Annotated in this window: 18 protein-coding genes; 4 read left to right on the forward strand and 14 right to left on the reverse strand. The window is 53.4% G+C overall.

Annotation, left to right across the window (positions count from 1 at the left end):
- Window positions 1-40 precede the first annotated feature (40 nt).
- From ACOTX2_RS06210 to ACOTX2_RS06255, 10 genes are all read right to left on the reverse strand, one after another.
- Window positions 41-1,270: a winged helix-turn-helix domain-containing protein gene (locus ACOTX2_RS06210; RefSeq protein ID WP_063147658.1), complete on the reverse strand. Its 1,230-nt coding sequence runs from the start codon at window positions 1,268-1,270 to the stop codon at window positions 41-43.
- 43 nt (window positions 1,271-1,313) lie between these two features.
- The gene (gene lpxK / locus ACOTX2_RS06215) at window positions 1,314-2,291 is read right to left on the reverse strand and encodes a tetraacyldisaccharide 4'-kinase (RefSeq protein ID WP_063147659.1); all 978 of its coding nucleotides are present in this window, start codon (window positions 2,289-2,291) and stop codon (window positions 1,314-1,316) included.
- A complete protein-coding gene (msbA, locus tag ACOTX2_RS06220) occupies window positions 2,288-4,036 on the reverse strand; it encodes a lipid A ABC transporter ATP-binding protein/permease MsbA (RefSeq protein WP_023299725.1) in 1,749 nt (582 codons plus the stop codon). Before msbA ends, lpxK begins: the two co-directional genes overlap by 4 nt.
- A gap of 36 nt (window positions 4,037-4,072) precedes the next feature.
- On the reverse strand, window positions 4,073-6,337 hold the full coding sequence (locus tag ACOTX2_RS06225; protein WP_063147660.1) for a ComEC family protein: 2,265 nt from the start codon (window positions 6,335-6,337) through the stop codon (window positions 4,073-4,075).
- A 212-nt stretch (window positions 6,338-6,549) separates the two neighbouring features.
- Window positions 6,550-6,837 carry an integration host factor subunit beta gene (ihfB, locus tag ACOTX2_RS06230; RefSeq protein WP_003858233.1) on the reverse strand — a complete coding sequence of 96 codons (288 nt, stop codon included), beginning with the start codon at window positions 6,835-6,837 and terminating at the stop codon, window positions 6,550-6,552.
- Between the two features lie 170 nt (window positions 6,838-7,007).
- Entirely contained in the window at window positions 7,008-8,681 is a 1,674-nt protein-coding gene (rpsA, locus tag ACOTX2_RS06235; protein ID WP_003858235.1) for a 30S ribosomal protein S1, read from the reverse strand.
- Window positions 8,682-8,792: 111 nt separating this feature from the next.
- On the reverse strand, window positions 8,793-9,476 hold the full coding sequence (cmk, locus tag ACOTX2_RS06240) for a (d)CMP kinase (protein WP_015570968.1): 684 nt from the start codon (window positions 9,474-9,476) through the stop codon (window positions 8,793-8,795).
- Window positions 9,477-9,661: 185 nt separating this feature from the next.
- A complete protein-coding gene (gene aroA / locus ACOTX2_RS06245; protein WP_038415776.1) occupies window positions 9,662-10,945 on the reverse strand; it encodes a 3-phosphoshikimate 1-carboxyvinyltransferase in 1,284 nt (427 codons plus the stop codon).
- Window positions 10,946-11,013: 68 nt separating this feature from the next.
- Entirely contained in the window at window positions 11,014-12,102 is a 1,089-nt protein-coding gene (gene serC, locus ACOTX2_RS06250; RefSeq protein ID WP_022647627.1) for a 3-phosphoserine/phosphohydroxythreonine transaminase, read from the reverse strand.
- Window positions 12,103-12,264: 162 nt separating this feature from the next.
- Window positions 12,265-12,957 carry a DUF421 domain-containing protein gene (locus ACOTX2_RS06255; protein WP_023299721.1) on the reverse strand — a complete coding sequence of 231 codons (693 nt, stop codon included), beginning with the start codon at window positions 12,955-12,957 and terminating at the stop codon, window positions 12,265-12,267.
- A 127-nt stretch (window positions 12,958-13,084) separates the two neighbouring features.
- On the opposite strand from ACOTX2_RS06255, the gene ycaO reads away from it, so the two are divergent.
- The 4 genes from ycaO (at window position 13,085) to pflA (ending at window position 19,386) form a co-directional block, all read left to right on the forward strand.
- Complete coding sequence (gene ycaO, locus ACOTX2_RS06260; RefSeq protein ID WP_022647625.1) at window positions 13,085-14,845, forward strand: 30S ribosomal protein S12 methylthiotransferase accessory factor YcaO; 1,761 nt, start codon at window positions 13,085-13,087, stop codon at window positions 14,843-14,845.
- A gap of 405 nt (window positions 14,846-15,250) precedes the next feature.
- On the forward strand, window positions 15,251-16,108 hold the full coding sequence (gene focA / locus ACOTX2_RS06265; protein WP_017384832.1) for a formate transporter FocA: 858 nt from the start codon (window positions 15,251-15,253) through the stop codon (window positions 16,106-16,108).
- A gap of 51 nt (window positions 16,109-16,159) precedes the next feature.
- On the forward strand, window positions 16,160-18,442 hold the full coding sequence (pflB, locus tag ACOTX2_RS06270) for a formate C-acetyltransferase (protein ID WP_022647624.1): 2,283 nt from the start codon (window positions 16,160-16,162) through the stop codon (window positions 18,440-18,442).
- A gap of 203 nt (window positions 18,443-18,645) precedes the next feature.
- Entirely contained in the window at window positions 18,646-19,386 is a 741-nt protein-coding gene (gene pflA, locus ACOTX2_RS06275) for a pyruvate formate lyase 1-activating protein (RefSeq protein ID WP_003858250.1), read from the forward strand.
- A gap of 36 nt (window positions 19,387-19,422) precedes the next feature.
- On the opposite strand, the gene ACOTX2_RS06280 is transcribed toward pflA, so the two are convergent.
- From ACOTX2_RS06280 to ACOTX2_RS06295, 4 genes are all read right to left on the reverse strand, one after another.
- Entirely contained in the window at window positions 19,423-19,944 is a 522-nt protein-coding gene (locus ACOTX2_RS06280; RefSeq protein ID WP_063147661.1) for an anti-virulence regulator CigR family protein, read from the reverse strand.
- A 123-nt stretch (window positions 19,945-20,067) separates the two neighbouring features.
- Complete coding sequence (locus ACOTX2_RS06285; RefSeq protein WP_022647622.1) at window positions 20,068-21,216, reverse strand: MFS transporter; 1,149 nt, start codon at window positions 21,214-21,216, stop codon at window positions 20,068-20,070.
- 274 nt (window positions 21,217-21,490) lie between these two features.
- Window positions 21,491-22,354 carry a dimethyl sulfoxide reductase anchor subunit family protein gene (locus ACOTX2_RS06290; protein ID WP_023299719.1) on the reverse strand — a complete coding sequence of 288 codons (864 nt, stop codon included), beginning with the start codon at window positions 22,352-22,354 and terminating at the stop codon, window positions 21,491-21,493.
- Between the two features lies 1 nt (window position 22,355).
- Window positions 22,356-22,604 (reverse strand): 4Fe-4S dicluster domain-containing protein (locus ACOTX2_RS06295; RefSeq protein ID WP_341536862.1); only part of this gene is annotated, 249 nt, incomplete at its 5' end.

The following is a 22,604-nucleotide window of genomic DNA, read 5'->3' on the forward strand; positions in this document are numbered from 1 at the left end:
CTCCGTATGGGTAATTGCTAAAGCTTACCACATTCTTTTTTCAGGGAGTGCCTGTTTCCCAGCCACCTCGACAGGTCGTAAACAGCCCCGCAGGCACGCGACCGAGTACAATTTCATACGCCCCCTGCCAGCGCGCAAATTCACTGAGCGCAGATGTTAGCCCTTTTTCCAGGCCAGCCGTGACTTTTATGCCCTCTTCCAGCCAGAGCGCGATAATTTCAAGCGTGCCGGTTTTACGGTGCATTTTAGCGTCCATGCGCCCGACAAGCTGCCCTTTATGAAGCAACGGCAAAACAAAATAACCGTACTGACGCTTTTGCGCCGGGGTGTAGCATTCCAGACGGTAGCTGAAATCAAACAGCTGTTCGGCCCGCTTTCTGTCCCAGACTACGGGGTCGAATGGCGAGAGCACGGCACTGTGGGTCGCCTGGAGTTTGCCCTCTTGCGCCTGCGCCAGCAGAGGGAACAAATCCGCATGCAGCCACATTTCACCTAACGACTCAACCGAGACCGGCATCACGCGCTGTTCACGCTGCCACGTTTCCAGCAGCGGTTTTAGCTGCGGCTGACGCAGGCGATAATAATCCGCCAGCCACTGTGGGCGGAATATGCCCAGGCTGCGGGCGCTGTTCCCGAGCATGATGGCTTCGGCTGCGTCCTGAGACAGCAGGTCACGCGTATCGTCCCAGTGAGGCATAACGCGGTGCGTGAGGTCATAAACGCGCTGAAAGTTGCGGCGCTCGACCACCATCACTTTGCCCGACGTAAACAGCCCTTCAAGATGGCGTTTGTGCGGTTTCCACTCCCACCATCCGCTTGCGCCTTTTCGCGGGTGTTCAAAATCCGCGGAGCGTACCGGACCGTTTTCCTGAATATGGGCAATCAGTTGTTCTATTTCATCCGCGTGTTCCGCCATCCATTCCTGGCGGTATTTCCAGCCCATTTTGTCCGGGGCGAGCATTCGGTGACGCACCAGTGCAAAATCGCTGCGCGGGAGAAAACAGGCTTCATGCGCCCAGTATTCCATCAGTTGGCCCTGACTTAGCGCATTATCCAGCCACTGCGGAGGATAGTTTCCCAGGCGGCTAAACAGGACCAGATACGGGCTACGCGCCACGATGTTAATGGTGTCGATTTGCAGCAACGACATGCGTTGCACGGTAGAGAGGATATCCGCTGGCTGTGCGCGGCGGCGGGGCTTTTTCAGAAGCCCCTGGGCGGCAAGATGCAGGTTTCGTGCGGCTGCAAGTGAGAGTTGCGGTAGAGACATGCGTTTTCCTGTCAGTCAAAGCGCCACCGGAACCGCGTAGAAGTTACTGCACTAACGCGAGCAGTTCCTTGAGCAAATGTTCCGGCTGTTCGCCGCTGAGTTCAGCATCAACCGGCAGATACCACCAGTTTTCTTTCGCAAAGGCCCGGCATTTTACCGCGTCTTTTTCCGTCATGATCAGCGTCTGGCCCGGTGCGGCCAGCCTCTCAATCTCTTCGGCAACCAGCGCCTGGTGATCGGCCAGCGGTACCCGTTTCTCCAGCCGCGCGCCGCACTGCTCCAGCGTCGCGAAGAAACGCGGCGGATGACCAATCCCGGCCATCGCAATCAGATGATCCAGTAACGCGACGTCTTTACGCTCGCCGGTCAGCATATTCACTGCCTTTCCGGGACGAAGATGCATCGGGATCTCACCCGCTCTGGCTTCACCACCGTTTACAATCACGGCATCGACGCTCTTCAGGCGCGACGCACGCTCACGCATTGGACCGGCTGGCAGCCACCAGCCGTTGCCAAAACGCCGCACGCCGTCAATAACCACGATCTCTTTGTCACGCGCCAGCGCGTAATGCTGCAAACCATCATCGGTAATTATGATTTGTACGTCATGCTCTGCAAGCAGTGCCTTTACGGCATCACTGCGCACCGGCGATACCGCAACCGGCGCGCCAGTACGTTGGTAAATCAATACCGGCTCATCACCGGCTTCAGCGGTTGTCGTAGCTGGGCTCAGCACCAGTGGATACTGCGCCGCTTTACCACCGTAACCGCGTGAGACAACTCCCGGGCGGATACCGCGCTTCTGAAGCTGTTCTACCAGCCAGATCACCACCGGCGTTTTGCCGTTTCCACCCGCCGTCAGGTTGCCGACCACCACGACCGGTACCGGTGCGCGCCAGGCGCGCTTGATCCCGAGGCGATAAAGCAGACGAATAGCACCGCTCACCAGGCCATACAGCCAGGAGAGCGGGAGAAGCAGCACCCACAGAGGGGATTCACCCGACCAGATGCGTGCAATCATTGACCGAACTGCATTTTATGAAGCTGCGCGTATACACCACGTTGTTCCAGCAGGTCCGCATGGCTGCCGCGTTCAACGATAACGCCGTCTTCCACCACCACGATTTCGTCAGCCTGTTCGATGGTCGACAGACGGTGCGCGATAACCAGCGAGGTACGGTTTTTCTGTAATTCATCCAGAGCCGACTGGATAGCGCGTTCAGATTCCGTATCCAGTGCGGACGTTGCTTCATCGAGGATCAGAATCGGGCTGTTGCGCAGCAGCGCTCGGGCAATCGCGATACGTTGACGCTGACCACCGGAGAGCAGCACCCCGTTTTCGCCAATGATCGTATCCAGACCGTTATCCATTTTGTTAATGAAGTCCATCGCATAGGCCATACGCGCCGCATTCTCGATCTCTTCACGGCTGTACTCTTCGGTACGGGCATACGCAATGTTGTTTGCCACCGTATCGTTGAACAGATGCACGTTCTGCGAAACCAGCGCGACCTGGTTACGCAACGACTGTAGGGTATATTCCCGCAGGTCGTGACCATCAAGCAGGATTTCGCCCTGGTCGATATCGTAGAAACGGGTAATCAGGCTGGCAATAGTCGACTTGCCCGAACCGGAACGACCGACCAGTGCAACGGTTTTACCCGCCGGGATGGACAGGCTGATATCACGCAGCGCCGGCACTTCACGGCCTGGATAGGTAAAGGTCACGTTGCGGAATTCCAGGTCACCTTTAGCGCGCTCTATCACGCGTGTACCTTCATCTTTTTCCTGTTCGGAATCGAGGATGCTGAACAGCGTCTGACAGGCTGCCATCCCGCGCTGGAACTGGGCGTTGACGTTAGTCAGCGATTTCAGCGGACGCATCAGCGCAATCATGGATGAGAACACCACGGTAATGGTACCCGCAGTCAGGGTTTCCATGACGCTCGGGAAGCTTGCTGCATACAGGACGAAGGCCAGGGCCAAAGAGGCAATCAGCTGAATGATCGGATCGGAAATCGACGAGGCCGATACCATTTTCATCCCTTGCAGGCGCATTTTGTTGCTGACCTTGTCAAAGCGTTTGGTTTCGACTTCCTGACCGCCGAAGATCAACACTTCCTTATGGCCTTTCAGCATCTGCTCGGCGCTGGTAGTCACCTGCCCCATCGTATTCTGCATATTTTTACTGATGTTGCGAAAACGCTTTGATACCACGCGGATCGCGATGGAGACAATCGGCGCCAGCACAATAAGGATCAGCGACAGTTGCCAGCTGTAATAGAACATCATCGCAAAAAGACCGATGATGGATGCGCCTTCACGCACAACGGTAATCAGTGCGCTGGAAGAGGACGACGCCACCTGCTCTGAATCGTAGGTAATACGCGACAGCAGGGTACCGGTTGACTGTTTGTCAAAGAATGAGACTGGCATCCCCATCATATGGCTGAATAACCGACGGCGCATGGTCATCACCACTTTACCGGATACCCAGGAGATGCAGTAGCTGGATACATAGCTGGAGATTCCGCGTAAGATCATCAGCCCAATAACCACCAGCGGCATCCATAGCAGCACTGAACGATCCGTTTTACCAAAACCGTCATCCAGTAACGGTTTGAGAAGCGATAACATAAACGTATCGCTGGCTGCGTTGAGGATTAACGCTACGCCCGCCACGATCAAGCCTGCTTTGAAAGGTGCAATCATCGGCCAGAGCCGGCGGAACGTTTGCCACGTGGAGAGATCTTTGTCGTTATGCATTCAAAAAACCAGCATTTGTTGAAATAGCCGCATATTCTACCCGTTATCTACGGGCGCGCCAAACCACTGATGATACCAACGCGGTAAATAGTGTTCACGTAAGCGGCGAATTTGCCGACTTTGGTGCGAAAACGTCACAGTTATCTGTCCGGACTGCGGGGTATCAAGCCAGAGATATCCCTCAGTTCGATAGCGCCTGACTACTTTGATGGAAGGGAAACGCCACGCGTTATAGCGGGCCATCGAGGCCAGCGAAACCTGCCCCTCCACGCGCTGTAGCAGCGGTGTTGAAGATGACGTGTTACTCCCATGATGCGGCACCTGAATCAGTGTAGCCGCAAGTTGACGCCAGCGGTGGCTCAACATTGCCAGTTCTGCCTGCGCTTCAATATCTCCGGTCAGTAAAACGCTCTGTTCGCCGTCATCGATTTTTACCACGCAGGAGCGGTTGTTACCTTTCGCCGGGGTGTTTTCGGGTGGCCAATGCACGGAGAACGTTAACCCATGCCACTGCCATCGCTGTCCACGAAAGCATGGAAGATGTCCGGCCCAGGCTAAGGGGCTTCTGATCCACATTGCAGGCCAGGCAGCTTTTAGCGATGCCAGTCCCCCCGCGTGGTCGAGATGTTCATGGCTCAGGATCACCCCTTCCGGCCTCAGATGATGCCAGCGTAGCCAGGGGATAATCAGCTGCTGCGCGCTGTCCCCACCGGGCCATGCCAGCCCGGTGTCATACAGAATGGCCTTCCCGTGACGCTCAATGACCATCGCCAGCCCTTGCCCTACATCCAGCATATGCAGGGACCAGCTGTCAGTTTTAATCCTGTGCCAGAGGGGAAATGCCATCACCACGCTGCCTGCCAGACAGACTGCGGGTACTGCGCTGAAGGCCCTGAATCGCCAGCCAATGATCAGCAGCCACGGCAGTAACGTCAGGTATTGCCAGCGTTCATCCACGTCCTGCCAGCCATTCGGTAAACGCATCAATAGCCAGAAAAGTCCTGCCAGAGACTTATCGGCAGCCAGCCAGACGATACTTTCCAGCGTCGCCACCGGAAACAGATGCAGAAACATGCCGAGCAGGATCAGTGGAACTGAGATAAACGTTACCAGAGGAACAGCAAACAGATTCGCCACCAGCGAGGAGAGACTGAAACCATGGAAAATCAGTACCTGAAGCGGCAACAGAAGCAGCAGCATTCCAACCTGCAAATACAACAGCGTAACCAGCGGCCGCAGGCACCGGCCACGTTGCCAGTGCGGGAGAGGCAACCACTGATACCAAAAAATAAGCGCGGCGACCGCAAACGCGGATAACGCCAGGCTTTGTGACAGTACCGCCAGCGGATCGAAAAACAGGATCGCCGCCACGCAGGTAAGCCATACCTGCCAGGGCGACCACTGGCGACCACTCATTTTTAATGCAGCCAGTACCACAAGCGCCATAACCGTACGCAGCGCGGGCGGCTGCAATCCCGTTAGCCATGCGTAAAACGCGGCAAAAAGCAGACCTGCCAGTAAGGGCACTTGCCAGATAATCCAGCGGCCCGGCAGGAAAAACTGGATGCCCCGAGCCAGTAGCCAGACAGCAGAAGCGGCCAGCGCAATATGCAATCCCGAGATTGCCATCAGATGCATCGTTCCGGTCTCACGCATCAGGTTTTTTATCTCCCGCGAGACCGATAGCCGCTCCCCCATTCCCAGCCCCAGGATCACGGGCCCCCACTGATATGCTGAAAGCGTATTCTGTAGTGATGTCAGGTATTGCGAACGCAGGCTACAGCGTGCGTCGATAATCTCCGCATGGGTAAACCGTCCGCTCAGCGTCTGGTGTCGGGCAAAGGCGTTTTTCTGCGAATCATAGCCGCCATCGTTGAGTTCTCCGTGTACCGCCCTGAGCCGCAGGGTCATCGCCCAGCGTTGACCCACGCAGACATTTTGAGGCAGGTAGTTGCCGTAGAGTGACACGCCCATGGCAGCCCACACGCGTTCTCCATTGAGGCTGATAATCCTTCCCTGATGCATCGTTGCGCCGTCCGTTGCGGTAATGACCACCTCGGCCTGCTGCGGTGCTTTCGTTAAATGGTTCATCGGCCACACGCTTTCCTGAGCGGCCAGGATCCCCCAGCACATAAAAAGCAATGCGAGGCCTGAAAACCTGAGCCATTTTCTCTGCTGTACGGATAACGCAATTCCTGCGGCAATCAGCAACCAGACAATATGCAAATCTGGCAAAACGGGTAACCAATAGAGCGGGATTATGGCCAGAATGGCGCACATACTGATAACGTGGATCCCCATCTTCACCTCCATGTTTCAGGCGATTATGCGGCGGGAGTGATGCGTCGTCAGACAGAAAAGGCGTGATTTACAGCGGGCGCTGCAACGTTTTTAAGCGTTTACAGCAAGGAGAAAATGAGAATGCGGCGCGTATTCAGAAATGCAGGGGCGGGATACAAAAAAAGCACCCTAAGGTGCTTTCTTTAAACTCAGTTTAACCCTGATGATTAAACTCAGTTACCGTAAATATTGGCGCGATCGCGCAGTTCTTTACCCGGCTTAAAGTGCGGAACATACTTTCCTTCCAGCTCCACTTTATCGCCAGTCTTCGGGTTACGCCCGGTACGTGGTGCACGATAGTGCAGGGAAAAACTACCGAAACCGCGGATTTCAATGCGCTCGCCCTGGGCAAGAGTGGTAGCCATATGCTCCAGCATCTCTTTAACGGCATCTTCCACAGCCTTGGCAGGGATATGCGGTTGCTGACTGGCAAGTCTTTCAATCAATTCTGACTTGGTCATGATTCCTCCGGTTCCTTTCAAACCCATTAGCTGAACAGCTTATTAAACAAGGGCGGCCGTAGCCGCCCTTTGTTATTGATTACAGGACGAATCCTGCAATCTGTCAAGTCTGCTCTCCATCCTTCGCGCTGTAAATGCGTTACAGCTCAAATGATGGTGCGAACCTGAACTTACTCGCCTTTAGCTGCTTTGAAAGCTTCAGCCATTGCGTTGTTAGAGAAGTTTGCATCTTCCTGTTTGTTCACAGTTGCGATTGCATCTTTCTCATCAGCTTCGTCTTTAGCACGAACAGACAGGCTGATTGCACGGTTCTTACGGTCAACACCGGTGAACTTAGCTTCAACGTCGTCACCAACGCTCAGAACCAGAGTTGCATCTTCAACGCGGTCACGTGAAGCTTCGGAAGCGCGCAGGTAACCTTCAACGCCGTCAGCCAGTTCTACGGTTGCGCCTTTAGCGTCAACAGCAGTCACTTTACCGTTTACGATTGCGCCTTTCTTGTTCAGTGCAACCCAGTTGTTGAACGGATCTTCTGCGAGCTGTTTAACGCCCAGGGAGATACGTTCACGCTCTGCGTCAACCTGCAGAACAACTGCTGCGATTTCGTCGCCTTTTTTGTATTCACGAACTGCTTCTTCGCCTGCAACGTTCCAGGAGATGTCAGACAGGTGAACCAGGCCATCGATGCCGCCGTCCAGGCCGATGAAGATACCGAAGTCAGTGATAGACTTGATTTTACCTTCAACACGGTCGCCCTTGTTGTGGGTTTCCGCGAACTGCTGCCATGGGTTGTTTTTGCACTGCTTCAGGCCCAGGGAGATACGACGACGTTCTTCGTCGATATCCAGAACCATCACTTCCACTACATCACCAACGTTAACAACTTTGGATGGGTGGATGTTTTTGTTGGTCCAGTCCATTTCGGAAACGTGCACCAGGCCTTCAACGCCTTCTTCGATTTCAACGAAGCAGCCGTAGTCGGTCAGGTTGGTAACGCGACCAGTCAGTTTAGTACCTTCTGGGTAACGCTTAGCGATAGCTACCCATGGATCTTCGCCCAGCTGTTTCAGGCCGAGGGATACACGAGTACGCTCGCGGTCGAACTTCAGCACTTTAACAGTGATTTCGTCGCCCACGTTCACGATTTCGCTTGGGTGCTTAACGCGTTTCCACGCCATGTCGGTGATGTGCAGCAGGCCATCAACGCCGCCCAGGTCAACGAATGCGCCGTAGTCAGTGAGGTTCTTAACGATACCTTTGACTTCCATGCCTTCCTGCAGGTTTTCCAGCAGCTGATCGCGTTCTGCGCTGTTTTCGGATTCGATAACGGCACGACGGGAAACAACAACGTTGTTACGCTTCTGGTCCAGCTTGATTACTTTGAACTCAAGCTCTTTGCCTTCGAGGTGCAGGGTGTCACGGACTGGACGAACGTCTACCAGAGAACCTGGCAGGAACGCACGAATACCATTCAGCTCAACAGTGAAGCCACCTTTAACTTTGCCGTTGATAACACCGACCACAGTTTCAGCTTCTTCGTAAGCTTTTTCCAGCGTGATCCATGCTTCGTGACGTTTAGCTTTCTCACGAGACAGCAGGGTTTCGCCGAAGCCGTCTTCTACTGCGTCCAGAGCAACGTCAACTTCGTCACCTACCTGGATTTCCAGCTCGCCCTGGGCGTTTTTGAACTGCTCAGCCGGGATGGCGGACTCAGATTTCAGACCGGCGTCAACCAGTACTACGTCTTTGTCGATAGCAACAACAACACCGCGAACGATGGAACCCGGACGGGTTTCGATTTCTTTTAAGGATTCTTCAAACAGTTGAGCAAAAGATTCAGTCATGTTTAATCTTCAGGTTAATATTAACGTCCACCTGGCTCCGTGCCGGATGGGGTTGTTTCACATACCCGCCGTCAATCCATTGCAGCGGGGGTACTGCTAAATCGGTCGCGATTACGCGAGTGCCAGTTTTTGGCGCGCATATTGTAGCGCTTTTTCAATCACTTGCTCAATAGTTAAACTGGTTGAATCCAGCACTAATGCGTCTTGCGCGGGAACAAGTGGTGCGACGGCGCGGTTACGATCGCGGTCATCGCGCTCTTTTATCTCGGATAAAAGGCGATCAAAGTTAACACTAAACCCCTTTTCCTGCAACTGAAGCATGCGGCGTTGAGCACGTTCTTCCGAAGAGGCGTCAAGGAAAATTTTCACTGGCGCATCAGGGAATACCACGGTTCCCATGTCGCGGCCGTCGGCGATCAGCCCCGGCGCTTCGCGGAAACCGCGCTGGCGACGTAACAGCGCTTCACGAACGCGTGGGAAAGCCGCCACCTGAGAGGCCGCATTGGCCACTTCCTGCGTACGGATTTCACCGCTGACATCTTCCCCTTCCAGGATCACTTCAAGGTTGCCATCAGTAGAGACAAAGCGCACATCCAGATGTGCAGCCAGCGGTACCAGCGCTTCTTCAGACGCAACATCTACATGATGATGCAGCGCAGCCAGCGCCAGCACGCGATAGATTGCTCCCGAATCTAAAAGATGCCATTGCAATGCTTCCGCCATCGCTTTGCACAGAGTACCTTTCCCTGCGCCACTTGGCCCATCAATGGTGATTACCGGGGCAATTGCCGTCATCTTTTTCTCCTTAATTAAGGCATACCGTTTACATGAACGCCGCGCATTATACGCGCCAACGTGCGCAACTGTTACCTTTGCGTGCAAATTACGGAATGATTGAAGCAGAGTGTAGAAGAAATGAAAGAGGATGACTGTCAGAAAGCGTAAGGAAATGCCGCATCAGGAGATGCGGCATACGATCGTCAGGCCAGGGTGCTAATGCGCGCCAGCTGTTCGAAGTAGTCCGGGAAGGTTTTCGCCGTGCACTTCGGGTCAAGGATGGTGACTGGCGTATCTGACAGCGCCACCAGCGAGAAACACATCGCCATGCGGTGATCGTTGTAGGTGCCAATTTCTGCAAATTGCAGTTTTGCCGGCGGCGTGACGCGAATGTAGTCTTCGCCCTCTTCTACCACCGCCCCCACTTTACGCAGCTCGGTTGCCATTGCGAACAGGCGGTCAGTCTCTTTTACGCGCCAGTTATAGATGTTACGCAGCGTGGTGGTGCCTTTCGCAAACAGCGCAGCGGTGGCGATGGTCATTGCCGCGTCAGGAATATGGTTCATGTCCATGTCGATGGCGTTCAGCTCACCGTGCGTACAGGAGATGAAGTCATCGCCCCAGGTCACAACCGCGCCCATTTTTTCCAGCACGTCGGCAAAACGAATGTCGCCCTGCACGCTGTTGCGACCAATACCCGTCACTTTTACCGTACCGCCTTTAATCGCACCCGCGGCCAGGAAGTAGGACGCGGATGACGCATCCCCTTCAACCAGGTAGTTGCCCGGAGACTGATACTGTTGGCCTCCGCGAACCACGAAGCGTTGGTATGACTGGTTTTCCACCTCAACACCAAAGGTTTTCATCAGGTGCAGCGTGATATCAATGTACGGCTTAGAGACCAGATCGCCTTTAATGCTAATCACGGTATCATTTGGAGCCAGCGGTGCGGTCATCAGCAGTGCCGTCAGGAACTGGCTGGAGACGCTACCATCAACCTCAACGTTACCGCCAGTGAAACCACCGCGCAGACGCAGTGGCGGGTAATTTTCTTGCTCAAGATAATCAATCTGCGCGCCGCCCTGACGCAGAGCATCGACCAGGTGGCCGATCGGACGCTCTTTCATGCGCGGCTCGCCGGTCAGCACAATATCGTTGCTCCCAAGACACAGCGCAGCGGCCAGAGGACGCATCGCCGTACCGGCGTTACCCAGGAAAAGCTCCAGCGCTTCAGCGGAATGTAATGCGCCGCCGTTACCGGTGACTTCACAACGGGTACGATCGTCTGACAGCGCGTACTGAACGCCCAACGCTTTCAGTGCATTGAGCATATGGCGCACGTCATCGCTGTCCAGCAGGTTGGAAAGGACGGTGGTGCCGTTTGCCAGAGCTGCCAGCAGCAGAGCGCGGTTCGAGACACTTTTTGAACCAGGCAGATTAATGGTGCCATCTACCCGCGCGATAGGTTGTAACGTCAGGGATTCCATGAAACTTAACTCTCAACTCAACATAATAAAAACCCCGCAGGAACGCTGCGGGGGTGAAAAACAGCCAATTAACCGTGACGACGTTCGAAGTCGATCATGAAATCAGTCAGGGCTTTAACGCCTTCCAGCGGCATCGCGTTATAGATAGAGGCACGCATACCGCCTACCACACGGTGACCTTTCAGCGCATGCAGACCCGCCGCGAAGGACTCTTCCAGGAACACGTTATCCAGGTTGTTGTCCGCCAGCTGGAACGGCACGTTCATGCGCGAACGGTTAGTTTTGGCGACATCGTTACGGTAGAAATCGCTCTTGTCGATCACGCCGTACAGCAGTTCAGCTTTTTGCTGATTGATCTTGTCCATCTGCGCCACGCCGCCTTTTTGCTTCAGCCATTTGAAGACCAGGCCGGAGAGATACCAGGCGAACGTTGGTGGAGTGTTGAACATGGAATCGTTGTCGTTCAGGACGGTGTAATCCAGAATTGACGGGCAAGACTTATGGGCTTTCCCCAGCAGGTCTTCACGCACGATAACGATAGTCAGACCCGCAGGACCGATGTTTTTCTGGGCACCCGCGTAGATGACGCCGTAGCGGCTGACGTCCAGCGGCGTGGACAGAATGGTGGAGGAGAAGTCCGCCGTCACAATGACATTTTCGCCAAAGTCTGGCTCTTCGTGAATAGCGATACCGTCGATGGTTTCGTTCGGGCAGTAATGAAGATACGCGGCGTTGTCAGAAAGCTGCCACTCACTCATCGGCTTCACGGCGCGCATACCGTCAACGGTCACTTTGGCATCGATAACGTTCGGCGTGCAATATTTGTGCGCTTCTTTTACCGCACTGGCCGCCCAGTAGCCGGCATCAACGTAATCAGCGGTGGATTTGTCGCCCAGCAGATTGAGCGGAATACCCGCAAACTGACCGCGTCCACCGCCGTGACAGAACAATACTTTGTAGTTCGAGGGAATGTTCAGCAGATCGCGAAAATCCTTTTCTGCCTCTTCCGCCACCTGAATAAACGCTTTACCCCGGTGGCTGACTTCCATCACCGACGTACCCAGACCGTTCCAGTCACACAGCTCCTGTTGAGCCTGTTTGAGCACGTCTGCCGGTAACATTGCCGGACCTGAACTGAAATTAAAGACTTGAGCCATTTCCCCTCACCACGCTAAAAGCCATAAGTTATAACTGTGGATATCGGTTTTATCATTCAGTGACACGCGCCGCAATGTCTAAAACTTATGGCCGAAGAAATGTGCCCCTCGTCAAACAAAACAATCTGCCGTACCGTTGTCGCAAAACCGACAAAATCGCTGTCAGGTAATGCGTTTAGCCCGGCTAACCTTCGTCCATTCTGGATTTGTACAGCGAGGGCATAATTGATGATCGCCCGCCTGCATGACCACCACGTGGCTGCATTTTATGCAGGCATACTGGCCCGCATCAGGGACGGTTTTGTATCGCTCGATAAGCATATCCGGCAGTATGCACAGGCCGGGCTTGACCTCATCGTCAGGATAGTAATAAACGCTGATTTGACCGTTCGTTTCCATAATCGCCAGACGCACCTGCCCCAGTTGTTCAACGCTGCTTATACGTAGCTCCATAAAGAACTCAAACTCCGTCATATTGGCGCTTTGCACATTCTCCCAAGCCAGTTGACCATCTTCGACAATCACCACCGGTTTTCCTTCGAACAGATCTTCCAGTTTTTCACTTTTCGACATCAGCCACATGACCAGCCGGTACAGCAGCGCAAGCGTCACGAAGACGATAAAAACCGGCACCATCGGCACATCGTCATAAAAGGCAACGTCCCCTGCCGCCGAACCCAGCGTCAGGATAATCAGCACTTCAAACAGGGACATCTGCCGCACGCCGCGACGTCCGGTGATTTTCAGAAACAGGAAGACGAGTACAAAGGTGTACAGGCTACGCAACGCCACTTCGCCTAAAAACTCAGGTGGGACTTTATCAAACGCCATCCGCTGGAGATCAAATGCTTTCATTTTTTTATGCCTTAACAGTAGGTTACTGCTTATAAGCATAGCCCAGCCATTTATTTTCGCCGGAGATAGCACCCGTCACGCAAAACCCGTATCATTGCGCGCTTTACGTACGATAAAAGTGAACGCCATGACTCAAACGTTTATCCCCGGCAAAGACGCCGCTCTGGAAGATTCCATCGCTCGCTTCCAGCAGAAACTGACCGACCTGGGCTTTAATATCGAAGAAGCCTCCTGGCTGAATCCGGTGCCTCACGTCTGGTCCGTGCATATTCGCGACAAAGACTGTGCGCTGTGCTTCACCAACGGCAAAGGCGCGACCAAAAAAGCGGCACTGGCCTCTGCGCTGGGTGAGTATTTTGAGCGTCTGTCCACCAACTATTTCTTCGCCGACTTCTGGCTGGGTGAAACGATTGCCAACGGCCCGTTCGTTCACTACCCGAACGAAAAATGGTTCCCGCTACCCGAAGACGACGAACTGCCGGAAGGCATTCTTGATGCCCGCCTGCGCGCGTTCTACGATCCGGAAAACGAACTGACCGCCAGCATGCTGATCGACCTGCAATCCGGCAATGAGGATCGTGGTATCTGCGCCCTGCCGTTCACCCGTCAGTCTGACGAGCAGACCGTTTACATTCCAATGAACATCGTTGGCAATCTGTATGTGTCTAACGGTATGTCTGCCGGTAACACCCGTAACGAAGCGCGTGTACAGGGGTTGTCTGAAGTTTTCGAGCGTCACATCAAAAACCGTATTATTGCTGAATCCATCAGCCTGCCGGAGATCCCGGCTGACGTGCTGGCGCGCTACCCGGGCGTGGTGGAATCCATCGCCAAACTGGAAGCGGAAGGTTTCCCAATCTTTGCTTATGACGGCTCTCTGGGCGGCAAATATCCGGTTATCTGCGTGGTACTGTTTAACCCGGCAAATGGCACCTGCTTCGCCTCTTTCGGCGCGCACCCGGACTTCGGCGTGGCGCTGGAGCGTACCGTGACCGAACTGCTGCAAGGTCGTAGCCTGAAAGATCTCGACGTATTCACCCCGCCAACCTTTGATGATGAAGAAGTCGCCGAGCACACCAACCTCGAAACGCACTTCATCGACTCCAGCGGTTTGATCTCCTGGGATATGTTCAAACAGGACGCAGACTATCCGTTCGTGGACTGGAGCTTTGCCGGTACGACGGAAGAAGAGTTCGCCACCCTGATGGCGATCTTCAACGCGGAAGATCAGGAAGTCTATATTGCCGACTATGAACACCTCGGCGTTTATGCGTGCCGTATTATTGTGCCGGGTATGTCGGACATCTATCCGGCAGAAGATCTGTGGCTGGCGAACAACAGCATGGGCGCGCATCTGCGTGAAACCCTGCTGGCCCTGCCGGGCAGCGAGTGGGATAAAGAAGATTATCTGAACCTGATCGCCCAACTGGACGAAGAAGGACACGATGATTTCACCCGCGTACGCGAACTGCTGGGTCTGGCAACCGGAAAAGATAACGGCTGGTACACGCTGCGCATCGGCGAGCTAAAAGCGATGCTGGCGCTGGCGGGCGGCGATCTGGATCAGGCTTTGGCCTGGACCGAGTGGACGATGGAGTTTAACCAGTCCGTCTTCTCCGCCGAGCGCACTAACTATTACCGTTGCCTGCAAACGCTGCTCCTGCTTTCTCAGGAAGACGACCGCGAGCCATTGCAGTATCTGAACGCCTTCGTCCGCATGTACGGTGCAGATGCCGTTGAAGCTGCCAGCGCTGCGCTGAGCGGTGAAGAACCGTTCTATGGCCTGCAAGCGGTTGACAGCGATCTGAAAGCCTTCCCGGCGCATCAGTCACTGCTGAATGCGTATGAAAAATTGCAGAAGGCTAAAGCCGCTTACTGGTCAAAATAAGCGCATATAACATTAATGGCTGTAGGCGTATTCAATCGCCTGAGCTATATTACGGGGCAATTTCATTGCCCCTTTTTTTTATTTTTCCGCAATGACGTTTAATTGTAATAATTAAGTTAACCACGGGTAAATATAAAAACGCTTACCTGGGCTTTACTGTTACTAATTCTAATAAATACTCCATTTTAATTAACTGTTCCACGGGAGGCTGAAGGAAAAAATTCAACTCTTTTCATAACTTTTAAAATTTATTTTTATACGGATAATCAAATACTTACTCCGCTTTTGCTGTAAAACCATACACACTGCGGGCCTATAAGCCAGGCGAGATATGATCTATATCAATTTCTCTTCTATAATGCTTTGTTAGTATCTCGTCGCCGACTTAATAAAGAGAGAGTTAGTGTGAAAGCTGACAACCCTTTTGATCTATTACTCCCCGCTGCGATGGCGAAAGTTGCCGAAGAAGCGGGTGTCTACAAAGCAACGAAACATCCGATGACGACGTTCTTTCTGGCCATTACGGCTGGGGTGTTCATCTCCATCGCTTTCGTCTTCTATATCACAGCCACCACCGGCACTGCCGGGATGCCTTTCGGCATAGCGAAACTGATTGGTGGTATTTGCTTCTCACTGGGCCTGATCCTCTGCGTCATCTGCGGCGCCGACCTCTTCACCTCAACGGTGCTGATTGTTGTGGCAAAAGCCAGCGGAAGAATTACCTGGGGTCAACTGGGGCGCAACTGGCTCAACGTCTACGTTGGCAACCTGATTGGCTGTCTGCTCTTTGTTCTGTTGATGTGGCTTTCTGGCGAGTACATGACCGCCAACGGCGGCTGGGGGCTTAACGTCCTGCAAACCGCCGACCACAAAATGCACCATACATTTATCGAAGCCGTTGCTCTCGGCATCCTTGCAAACCTGATGGTCTGCCTGGCGGTCTGGATGAGCTACTCTGGTCGTAGCCTGATGGATAAAGCCATGATTATGGTTCTGCCGGTTGCGATGTTTGTTGCCAGCGGCTTTGAGCACAGTATTGCGAATATGTTCATGATCCCGATGGGGATTGTTATCCGCAACTTTGCAAGCCCGGAGTTCTGGACTGCTGTTGGTTCAACCCCGGAAAGTTTTTCACACCTGACTATTATGAATTTCATTACTGATAACCTGATCCCCGTCACTATCGGGAACATTATCGGTGGGGGTCTGTTAGTTGGGTTGACATACTGGGTCATTTACCTGCGTGGCGGCGATCATCATTAATGGTTGTCTCAGGCAGTAAATAAAAAATCCACTTAAGAAGGTAGGTGTTACATGTCCGAGCTTAATGAAAAGTTAGCCACAGCCTGGGAAGGTTTTACGAAAGGTGACTGGCAGAATGAAGTCAACGTCCGTGACTTCATTCAGAAAAACTATACCCCGTATGAAGGTGACGAATCCTTCCTGGCTGGTGCGACTGATGCAACCACCAAGCTGTGGGACAGCGTAATGGAAGGCGTTAAACTGGAAAACCGCACTCACGCGCCAGTTGATTTTGACACCTCCGTTGCTTCTACCATCACTTCTCACGATGCTGGCTACATCAACAAAGCCCTTGAGAAAATCGTTGGTCTCCAGACTGAAGCACCACTGAAACGCGCAATCATCCCGTTCGGTGGCATTAAAATGGTTGAAGGTTCCTGCAAAGCGTATAACCGCGAGCTGGACCCAATGCTGAAAAAAATCTTCACCGAATACCGTAAAACCCATAACCAGGGTGTATTCGATGTTTACACCAAAGACATTCTGAACTGCCGTAAATCTGGCGTTCTGACCGGTCTGCCAGATGCCTATGGCCGTGGCCGTATCATCGGTGACTACCGTCGCGTTGCGCTGTACGGTATCGACTTCCTGATGAAAGACAAATACGCGCAGTTCGTCTCTCTCCAGTCTGACCTGGAAAACGGCGTAAACCTGGAAGCGACTATCCGTCTGCGTGAAGAGATTGCTGAACAGCACCGTGCGCTGGGTCAGATCAAAGAGATGGCGGCTAAATACGGCTGTGATATCTCTGGTCCTGCAACCAACGCTCAGGAAGCTATCCAGTGGACCTACTTCGGCTACCTGGCCGCGGTTAAGTCTCAGAACGGTGCAGCAATGTCCTTCGGCCGCGTATCCACCTTCCTGGATGCGTATATCGAACGCGATATCAAAGCAGGCAAAATCACCGAACAAGACGCTCAGGAAATGATTGACCACCTGGTCATGAAACTGCGTATGGTTCGCTTCCTGCGTACTCCAGAATATGATGAGCTGTTCTCTGGTGACCCAATCTGGGCAACCGAATCTATCGGCGGTATGGGCGTAGATGGCCGTACGCTGGTAACCAAAAACAGCTTCCGCTTCCTGAACACCCTGTACACCATGGGTCCTTCTCCGGAGCCGAACATCACCGTTCTGTGGTCTGAAAAACTGCCACTGAACTTCAAGAAATTCGCCGCTAAAGTGTCCATCGACACCTCTTCTCTGCAATACGAGAACGATGACCTGATGCGTCCGGACTTCAACAACGACGACTACGCTATCGCGTGCTGCGTAAGCCCAATGGTTGTTGGTAAGCAAATGCAGTTCTTCGGTGCGCGTGCAAACCTGGCGAAAACCATGCTGTACGCAATCAACGGCGGCGTTGACGAAAAACTGAAAATGCAGGTTGGTCCTAAGTCTGAACCGATCAAAGGCGACCTTCTGAACTTCGACGAAGTGATGGAGCGCATGGATCACTTCATGGACTGGCTGGCTAAGCAGTATGTCACTGCGCTGAACGTCATCCACTACATGCACGACAAGTACAGCTACGAAGCCTCTCTGATGGCGCTGCACGACCGTGACGTCGTTCGCACCATGGCGTGTGGTATCGCAGGTCTGTCCGTTGCGGCTGACTCCCTGTCTGCAATCAAATATGCGAAAGTTAAACCAATTCGTGACGAAGATGGTCTGGCTATCGACTTCGAAATCGAAGGCGAATATCCGCAGTTTGGTAACAACGACGCTCGCGTTGATGACATGGCGGTTGACCTGGTAGAACGTTTCATGAAGAAAATTCAGAAACTCACTACCTATCGTAACGCTATCCCGACTCAGTCTGTTCTGACCATCACCTCTAACGTTGTGTATGGTAAGAAAACCGGTAACACCCCAGACGGTCGTCGTGCTGGCGCGCCATTCGGCCCAGGTGCTAACCCAATGCACGGTCGTGACCAGAAAGGTGCGGTTGCCTCTCTGACCTCCGTTGCTAAACTGCCGTTTGCATACGCGAAAGATGGTATCTCTTACACCTTCTCTATCGTGCCAAACGCGCTGGGTAAAGACGACGAAGTACGTAAAACTAACCTCGCGGGTCTGATGGATGGTTACTTCCACCACGAAGCGTCCATTGAAGGTGGTCAGCACCTGAACGTGAACGTGATGAACCGTGAAATGCTGCTCGACGCGATGGAACATCCTGAGAAATATCCTCAGCTGACCATCCGCGTATCTGGCTACGCAGTACGTTTTAACTCCCTGACGAAAGAACAGCAGCAGGACGTTATCACCCGTACTTTCACTCAGTCCATGTAAGTGGAATTGACTGAAATCACGCGTTAAAAAGCGTACAATAAAGGCTCCACGCAAGTGGGGCCTTTTTAACACCCTCGCTTCATCAGTCTCTTTTGTCCGCTATCTATACTTAATGGATAACAGCCAAAACAGACTCGACATAGCCTTTGAGCTGTGCATCTACATAGGCCCCCGGATGGGCCAAATTCGGAGATATCACCGCAATGTCAATTATTGGTCGCATTCACTCCTTTGAATCCTGTGGCACCGTCGATGGCCCGGGGATCCGCTTTATCACTTTCTTCCAGGGCTGCCTGATGCGCTGCCTGTACTGCCATAACCGTGACACCTGGGACACCCATGGCGGTAAAGAAGTCACCGTTGAGGATCTGATGAAAGAGGTGGTGACCTATCGCCACTTCATGAACGCGTCCGGTGGTGGCGTGACGGCATCCGGCGGTGAAGCCATTCTTCAGGCTGAATTTGTGCGCGACTGGTTCCGCGCCTGCCATAAAGAAGGTATTCATACCTGCCTCGACACCAACGGCTTTGTGCGCCGTTACGATCCGGTTATTGATGAACTGCTAGAAGTGACCGATCTGGTGATGCTCGATCTCAAGCAGATGAACGATGAGATCCACCAGAATCTGGTTGGCGTCTCAAACCACCGTACGCTGGAATTTGCCAAATACATTGCCAACAAAGGCGTCAAGACCTGGATCCGCTACGTGGTGGTGCCGGGCTGGTCAGATGATGATGATTCTGCACATCGTCTGGGCGAATTTACCCGGGATATGGGTAACGTGGAGAAAATTGAACTCCTGCCCTATCACGAGCTGGGCAAACACAAATGGGTGGCAATGGGTGAAGAGTACAAGCTCGATGGCGTGAAGCCGCCGAAAAAAGAGACGATGGAGCGCGTCAAAGGTATTCTTGAGCAGTATGGCCACAAGGTCATGTATTAACGAAAAGGCCCGGTGAAAACCGGGCCTTTTTATATTCTATTTAAAGACGCCGTTAATCACGGAAGTCACAATCGCGGTACTCAGCACAATTAAGACCAGGTCGTCACCCACCACGCGCCATTCATAGCCCGGATAAGAAGGAAGCTGACCCAGCATATCGGCTGGCACGGTTTTCTTCGCAATGCCCGGAGGCAGTGGCTTACCGCGCGCCAGGTTTTTCGCAATACCCGGAGGCAGAGAGTCGTAGCCCGTTAAGCCGTAATTCAGTGCCAGATGGCGGGCATGATCGAAGCTCACGCGGACGTCAACATCATGACCCACATCGTTGCTGTTTTTAAAGCTCTTATCCGATTTTCCTGGATTATCCTGGCCGTTATTGTGCTTATTACCATGGTTACCAGCGTTCCCGTTACCATGATTGCCGCTATTACCTTGTCCGCCACCGTTTCCGTGACCACCGCCATTCCCGTTTCCAGGATTAGCCATGGCCGGAGCCGTTGCAAACGTTAAAGCCAACACTACGGCAAGTGCGGTAGTGGAAAAACGACGAGTAGACATGATTGCTGCCTTTTAGTGGTAGAACTCATTTGAATTATCGCCAGGCAGTAAAAACTCACAATAAGTAAAAGTCTTATATGTGACAGGGACAAAAAAGCCTGTCATCGACAGGCTTTTATTTAATCAGGCATGTGCCACTGGCGTTGGGTGCTCGCCCGCTTTGCGCAGCAGCATTAACAGATAAATAAACGATACGCTGGCGATCATGATAAACAGCAGATTATCAGAGTAATTTTGCATGAGCATAGCGGTAAAAGTCGGCCCCAGTAAACTGCCGATGGTGTAACTCAGCAACAATGCCTGGTTCATCGCCACCAGCTGGTGATGCTCAACTTTCTCACAGGCCCAGGCCATAGCGACCGGATAGAGCGTAAAACCCGCAGCCCCCAGAATGAACAGCGCAGGCGCCATCGCGGCGTTGCTGAGCATGGCGAGACAGCCCATGATGACCACGAAAACCTGGACGCGCAGCACCAGCAGACGACCAAAGCGGTCCGCCAGGCGGCCAATCGGCCACTGGCCGACAATCCCCGCGCTGACCATCACCGCCATCCAGAAACCGATCCCGGAATCGCTGACGCCCTGATGGTTGAGATAGAGCGGCATCAGGCCATAGAGCGACCCCAGCACAATCCCGGAAATAATACAGCCGTTAATCCCCAGGCGCGCCTGACGCAGTCTCAGCATCGGCCAAACGTGCGTGGCCTCCTGATGCTCACTGCTCTGGTTCACGATACGGGTAAAGAGCAGCGGCAGAATTGCGGCCAGCACCATCCCTGTTACCCATGGCAGAACGCTCATCAGGTCGGTTGGGAATTTGCTGACCATCAGTTGTCCCAGAACGGTACCGACGTAGTAAACCATCATATAAGCCGCCAGCAGACGCCCGCGATTACGGGACGTGCCGCTGCACATCAGCGCACTTTCAACCACCACCCAGATCATGGCGCAGCCAACGCCCGCAATAAAGCGCCAGACCATCCAGCTCCAGAAGCCGACCATCAGTCCTAAACCGGCGCATCCGACGGCAAAGATCAGTGACGCCAGATAATAACTGCGGTTAAAACCAAAGCGCTTAATAAGGCTGCCCGTTAATAAGGTACCCAGCAGATTGCCCGTAAAAAAGGACGAGCTAACCATACCCACCTGCCAGGTTGGTAAGTTTTCATGGGCGAGCCATAGCGGGACGAGTGTGTTCAACACCGCGATCGCCAGGGTCAGCAAAAGCAGGCCACAGAGCAACAAAAGCACCGGGCGGGTATAGGTGGTCATGGATTAAAAACCGTGAGGAAGTTCAGATTTCGTGCGCATCATGCCACTGGCAAAAACAAAGTCAATCCACCGATTCAGGCGTCACGCACGATATGCGCCTTGTCGATTTAAAAAACTCATCCTGCTAATGCAAAGCCTGCTACCAATATTAATTATCTATTTGTTTTTATTTATTTCCGGGAATTTTTACAACGAAACATCAGTCGAAAAATTTCATGAATGAAAAAAGAAAAGCCGGGCACTATGTCCCGGCTTTTTATAACAAAATCTAAAATTAGCTGGCGACAGCCATACCGACCGTCATATGCAGACCGTAAAATACGCCGCGACCAATTAACTCCCCTGCCAGCACCAGCACAAAGGCCAGTGACAGCAACGGTAGCGCAGGCGCGTAACCTTTAAGCTGAGGGGCAATCCAGCACACCAGCGCCGCCGTCAGCAGCACCACACGCCAGGCCATCAGAGAACCGTAATCCGGTACCAGCGCCGAAGCCTGTTGGATAGAGCTGTGAATCGTCGCCAGCTCCGCTCCCTGCATAAGCGCTACAACGGTACTGATGACCAGTGCCAGCAGCGAGACCGCGGGCAGCAGGCGCATCGCCCAACCATTAATGCCAGCTACACGCAGAAGCAGATAACCCAGCAGCGGCCCGCCAATAAACATGGTCAGGAAGAAGCTCATCGGCGTCCAGACGCTGTACCAGGTCGGAACGGTATCGATGGTGTTGTACACCCGGACCATCATCCAGACGAAGACAACGCCCAGTACCATGGTGACGATGAGCCACAACGCACGTAACCCTGACGGCAGCTTTTTCAGCGCTGCCAGTAACCACCCCAGCCCGCCAACTGCAAAGAAGATTGCGCCGCTGGCAATCTCGTTACTCAGCGAAGAGGCACCTACGCGGTTCAGGGAGTTAAACGCGCGCATCGGTGAGCCCAGGTGCAGCGTAGAGGCGATAAACCCAATCCCCATCAACACCCACAGGCCAAACATGCTCAACACTAAACGCTGCTGCTGTTCAGCATTGAGGTTCCCTTTTAACAGCGCCAGCGCAAGGACGATAAACCCGCCTGCAACACACTGCCCAAAGACCGTGAAGATCATAAGCGGCCATTCATGCCATCCACTTCCCATCTCACACCTCCTTCGGGTTTGCCAGGTAGCCGGTGGTGTCACCCGTCGGACGGCTGTTGGCGTTAGGTTTAATCACAATACTCGGCTTCGTGAAGTGCGCAGACGGCAGCGGCGCGACCGCAGCAAGTTGACCGTGTTTTTTACGCAGCTCTTCAATCGGGCCAAAGTCCAGCGCGCGCAGCGGGCAGGACTCGACGCAGATGGGCTTTTTGCCGTCCGCCACGCGGCTGTGGCAGCCGTCGCACTTGGT

The organism is Enterobacter cloacae complex sp. IR5412 (assembly GCF_049237385.1).
In the GTDB taxonomy this organism is placed as follows: Bacteria; Pseudomonadota; Gammaproteobacteria; order Enterobacterales; family Enterobacteriaceae; genus Enterobacter; species Enterobacter intestinihominis.

Bases quoted from the DNA above. Each gene is read 5' to 3' on its own strand.
- ACOTX2_RS06210 (WP_063147658.1), bottom strand. From the start codon at position 1,270: ATGTCTCTACCGCAACTCTCACTTGCAGCCGCACGAAACCTGCATCTT.
- lpxK (WP_063147659.1), bottom strand. From the start codon at position 2,291: ATGATTGCACGCATCTGGTCGGGTGAATCCCCTCTGTGGGTGCTGCTT.
- msbA (WP_023299725.1), bottom strand. From the start codon at position 4,036: ATGCATAACGACAAAGATCTCTCCACGTGGCAAACGTTCCGCCGGCTC.
- ACOTX2_RS06225 (WP_063147660.1), bottom strand. From the start codon at position 6,337: ATGGGGATCCACGTTATCAGTATGTGCGCCATTCTGGCCATAATCCCG.
- ihfB (WP_003858233.1), bottom strand. From the start codon at position 6,837: ATGACCAAGTCAGAATTGATTGAAAGACTTGCCAGTCAGCAACCGCAT.
- rpsA (WP_003858235.1), bottom strand. From the start codon at position 8,681: ATGACTGAATCTTTTGCTCAACTGTTTGAAGAATCCTTAAAAGAAATC.
- cmk (WP_015570968.1), bottom strand. From the start codon at position 9,476: ATGACGGCAATTGCCCCGGTAATCACCATTGATGGGCCAAGTGGCGCA.
- aroA (WP_038415776.1), bottom strand. From the start codon at position 10,945: ATGGAATCCCTGACGTTACAACCTATCGCGCGGGTAGATGGCACCATT.
- serC (WP_022647627.1), bottom strand. From the start codon at position 12,102: ATGGCTCAAGTCTTTAATTTCAGTTCAGGTCCGGCAATGTTACCGGCA.
- ACOTX2_RS06255 (WP_023299721.1), bottom strand. From the start codon at position 12,957: ATGAAAGCATTTGATCTCCAGCGGATGGCGTTTGATAAAGTCCCACCT.
- ycaO (WP_022647625.1), top strand. From the start codon at position 13,085: ATGACTCAAACGTTTATCCCCGGCAAAGACGCCGCTCTGGAAGATTCC.
- pflB (WP_022647624.1), top strand. From the start codon at position 16,160: ATGTCCGAGCTTAATGAAAAGTTAGCCACAGCCTGGGAAGGTTTTACG.
- pflA (WP_003858250.1), top strand. From the start codon at position 18,646: ATGTCAATTATTGGTCGCATTCACTCCTTTGAATCCTGTGGCACCGTC.
- ACOTX2_RS06280 (WP_063147661.1), bottom strand. From the start codon at position 19,944: ATGTCTACTCGTCGTTTTTCCACTACCGCACTTGCCGTAGTGTTGGCT.
- ACOTX2_RS06285 (WP_022647622.1), bottom strand. From the start codon at position 21,216: ATGACCACCTATACCCGCCCGGTGCTTTTGTTGCTCTGTGGCCTGCTT.
- ACOTX2_RS06290 (WP_023299719.1), bottom strand. From the start codon at position 22,354: ATGGGAAGTGGATGGCATGAATGGCCGCTTATGATCTTCACGGTCTTT.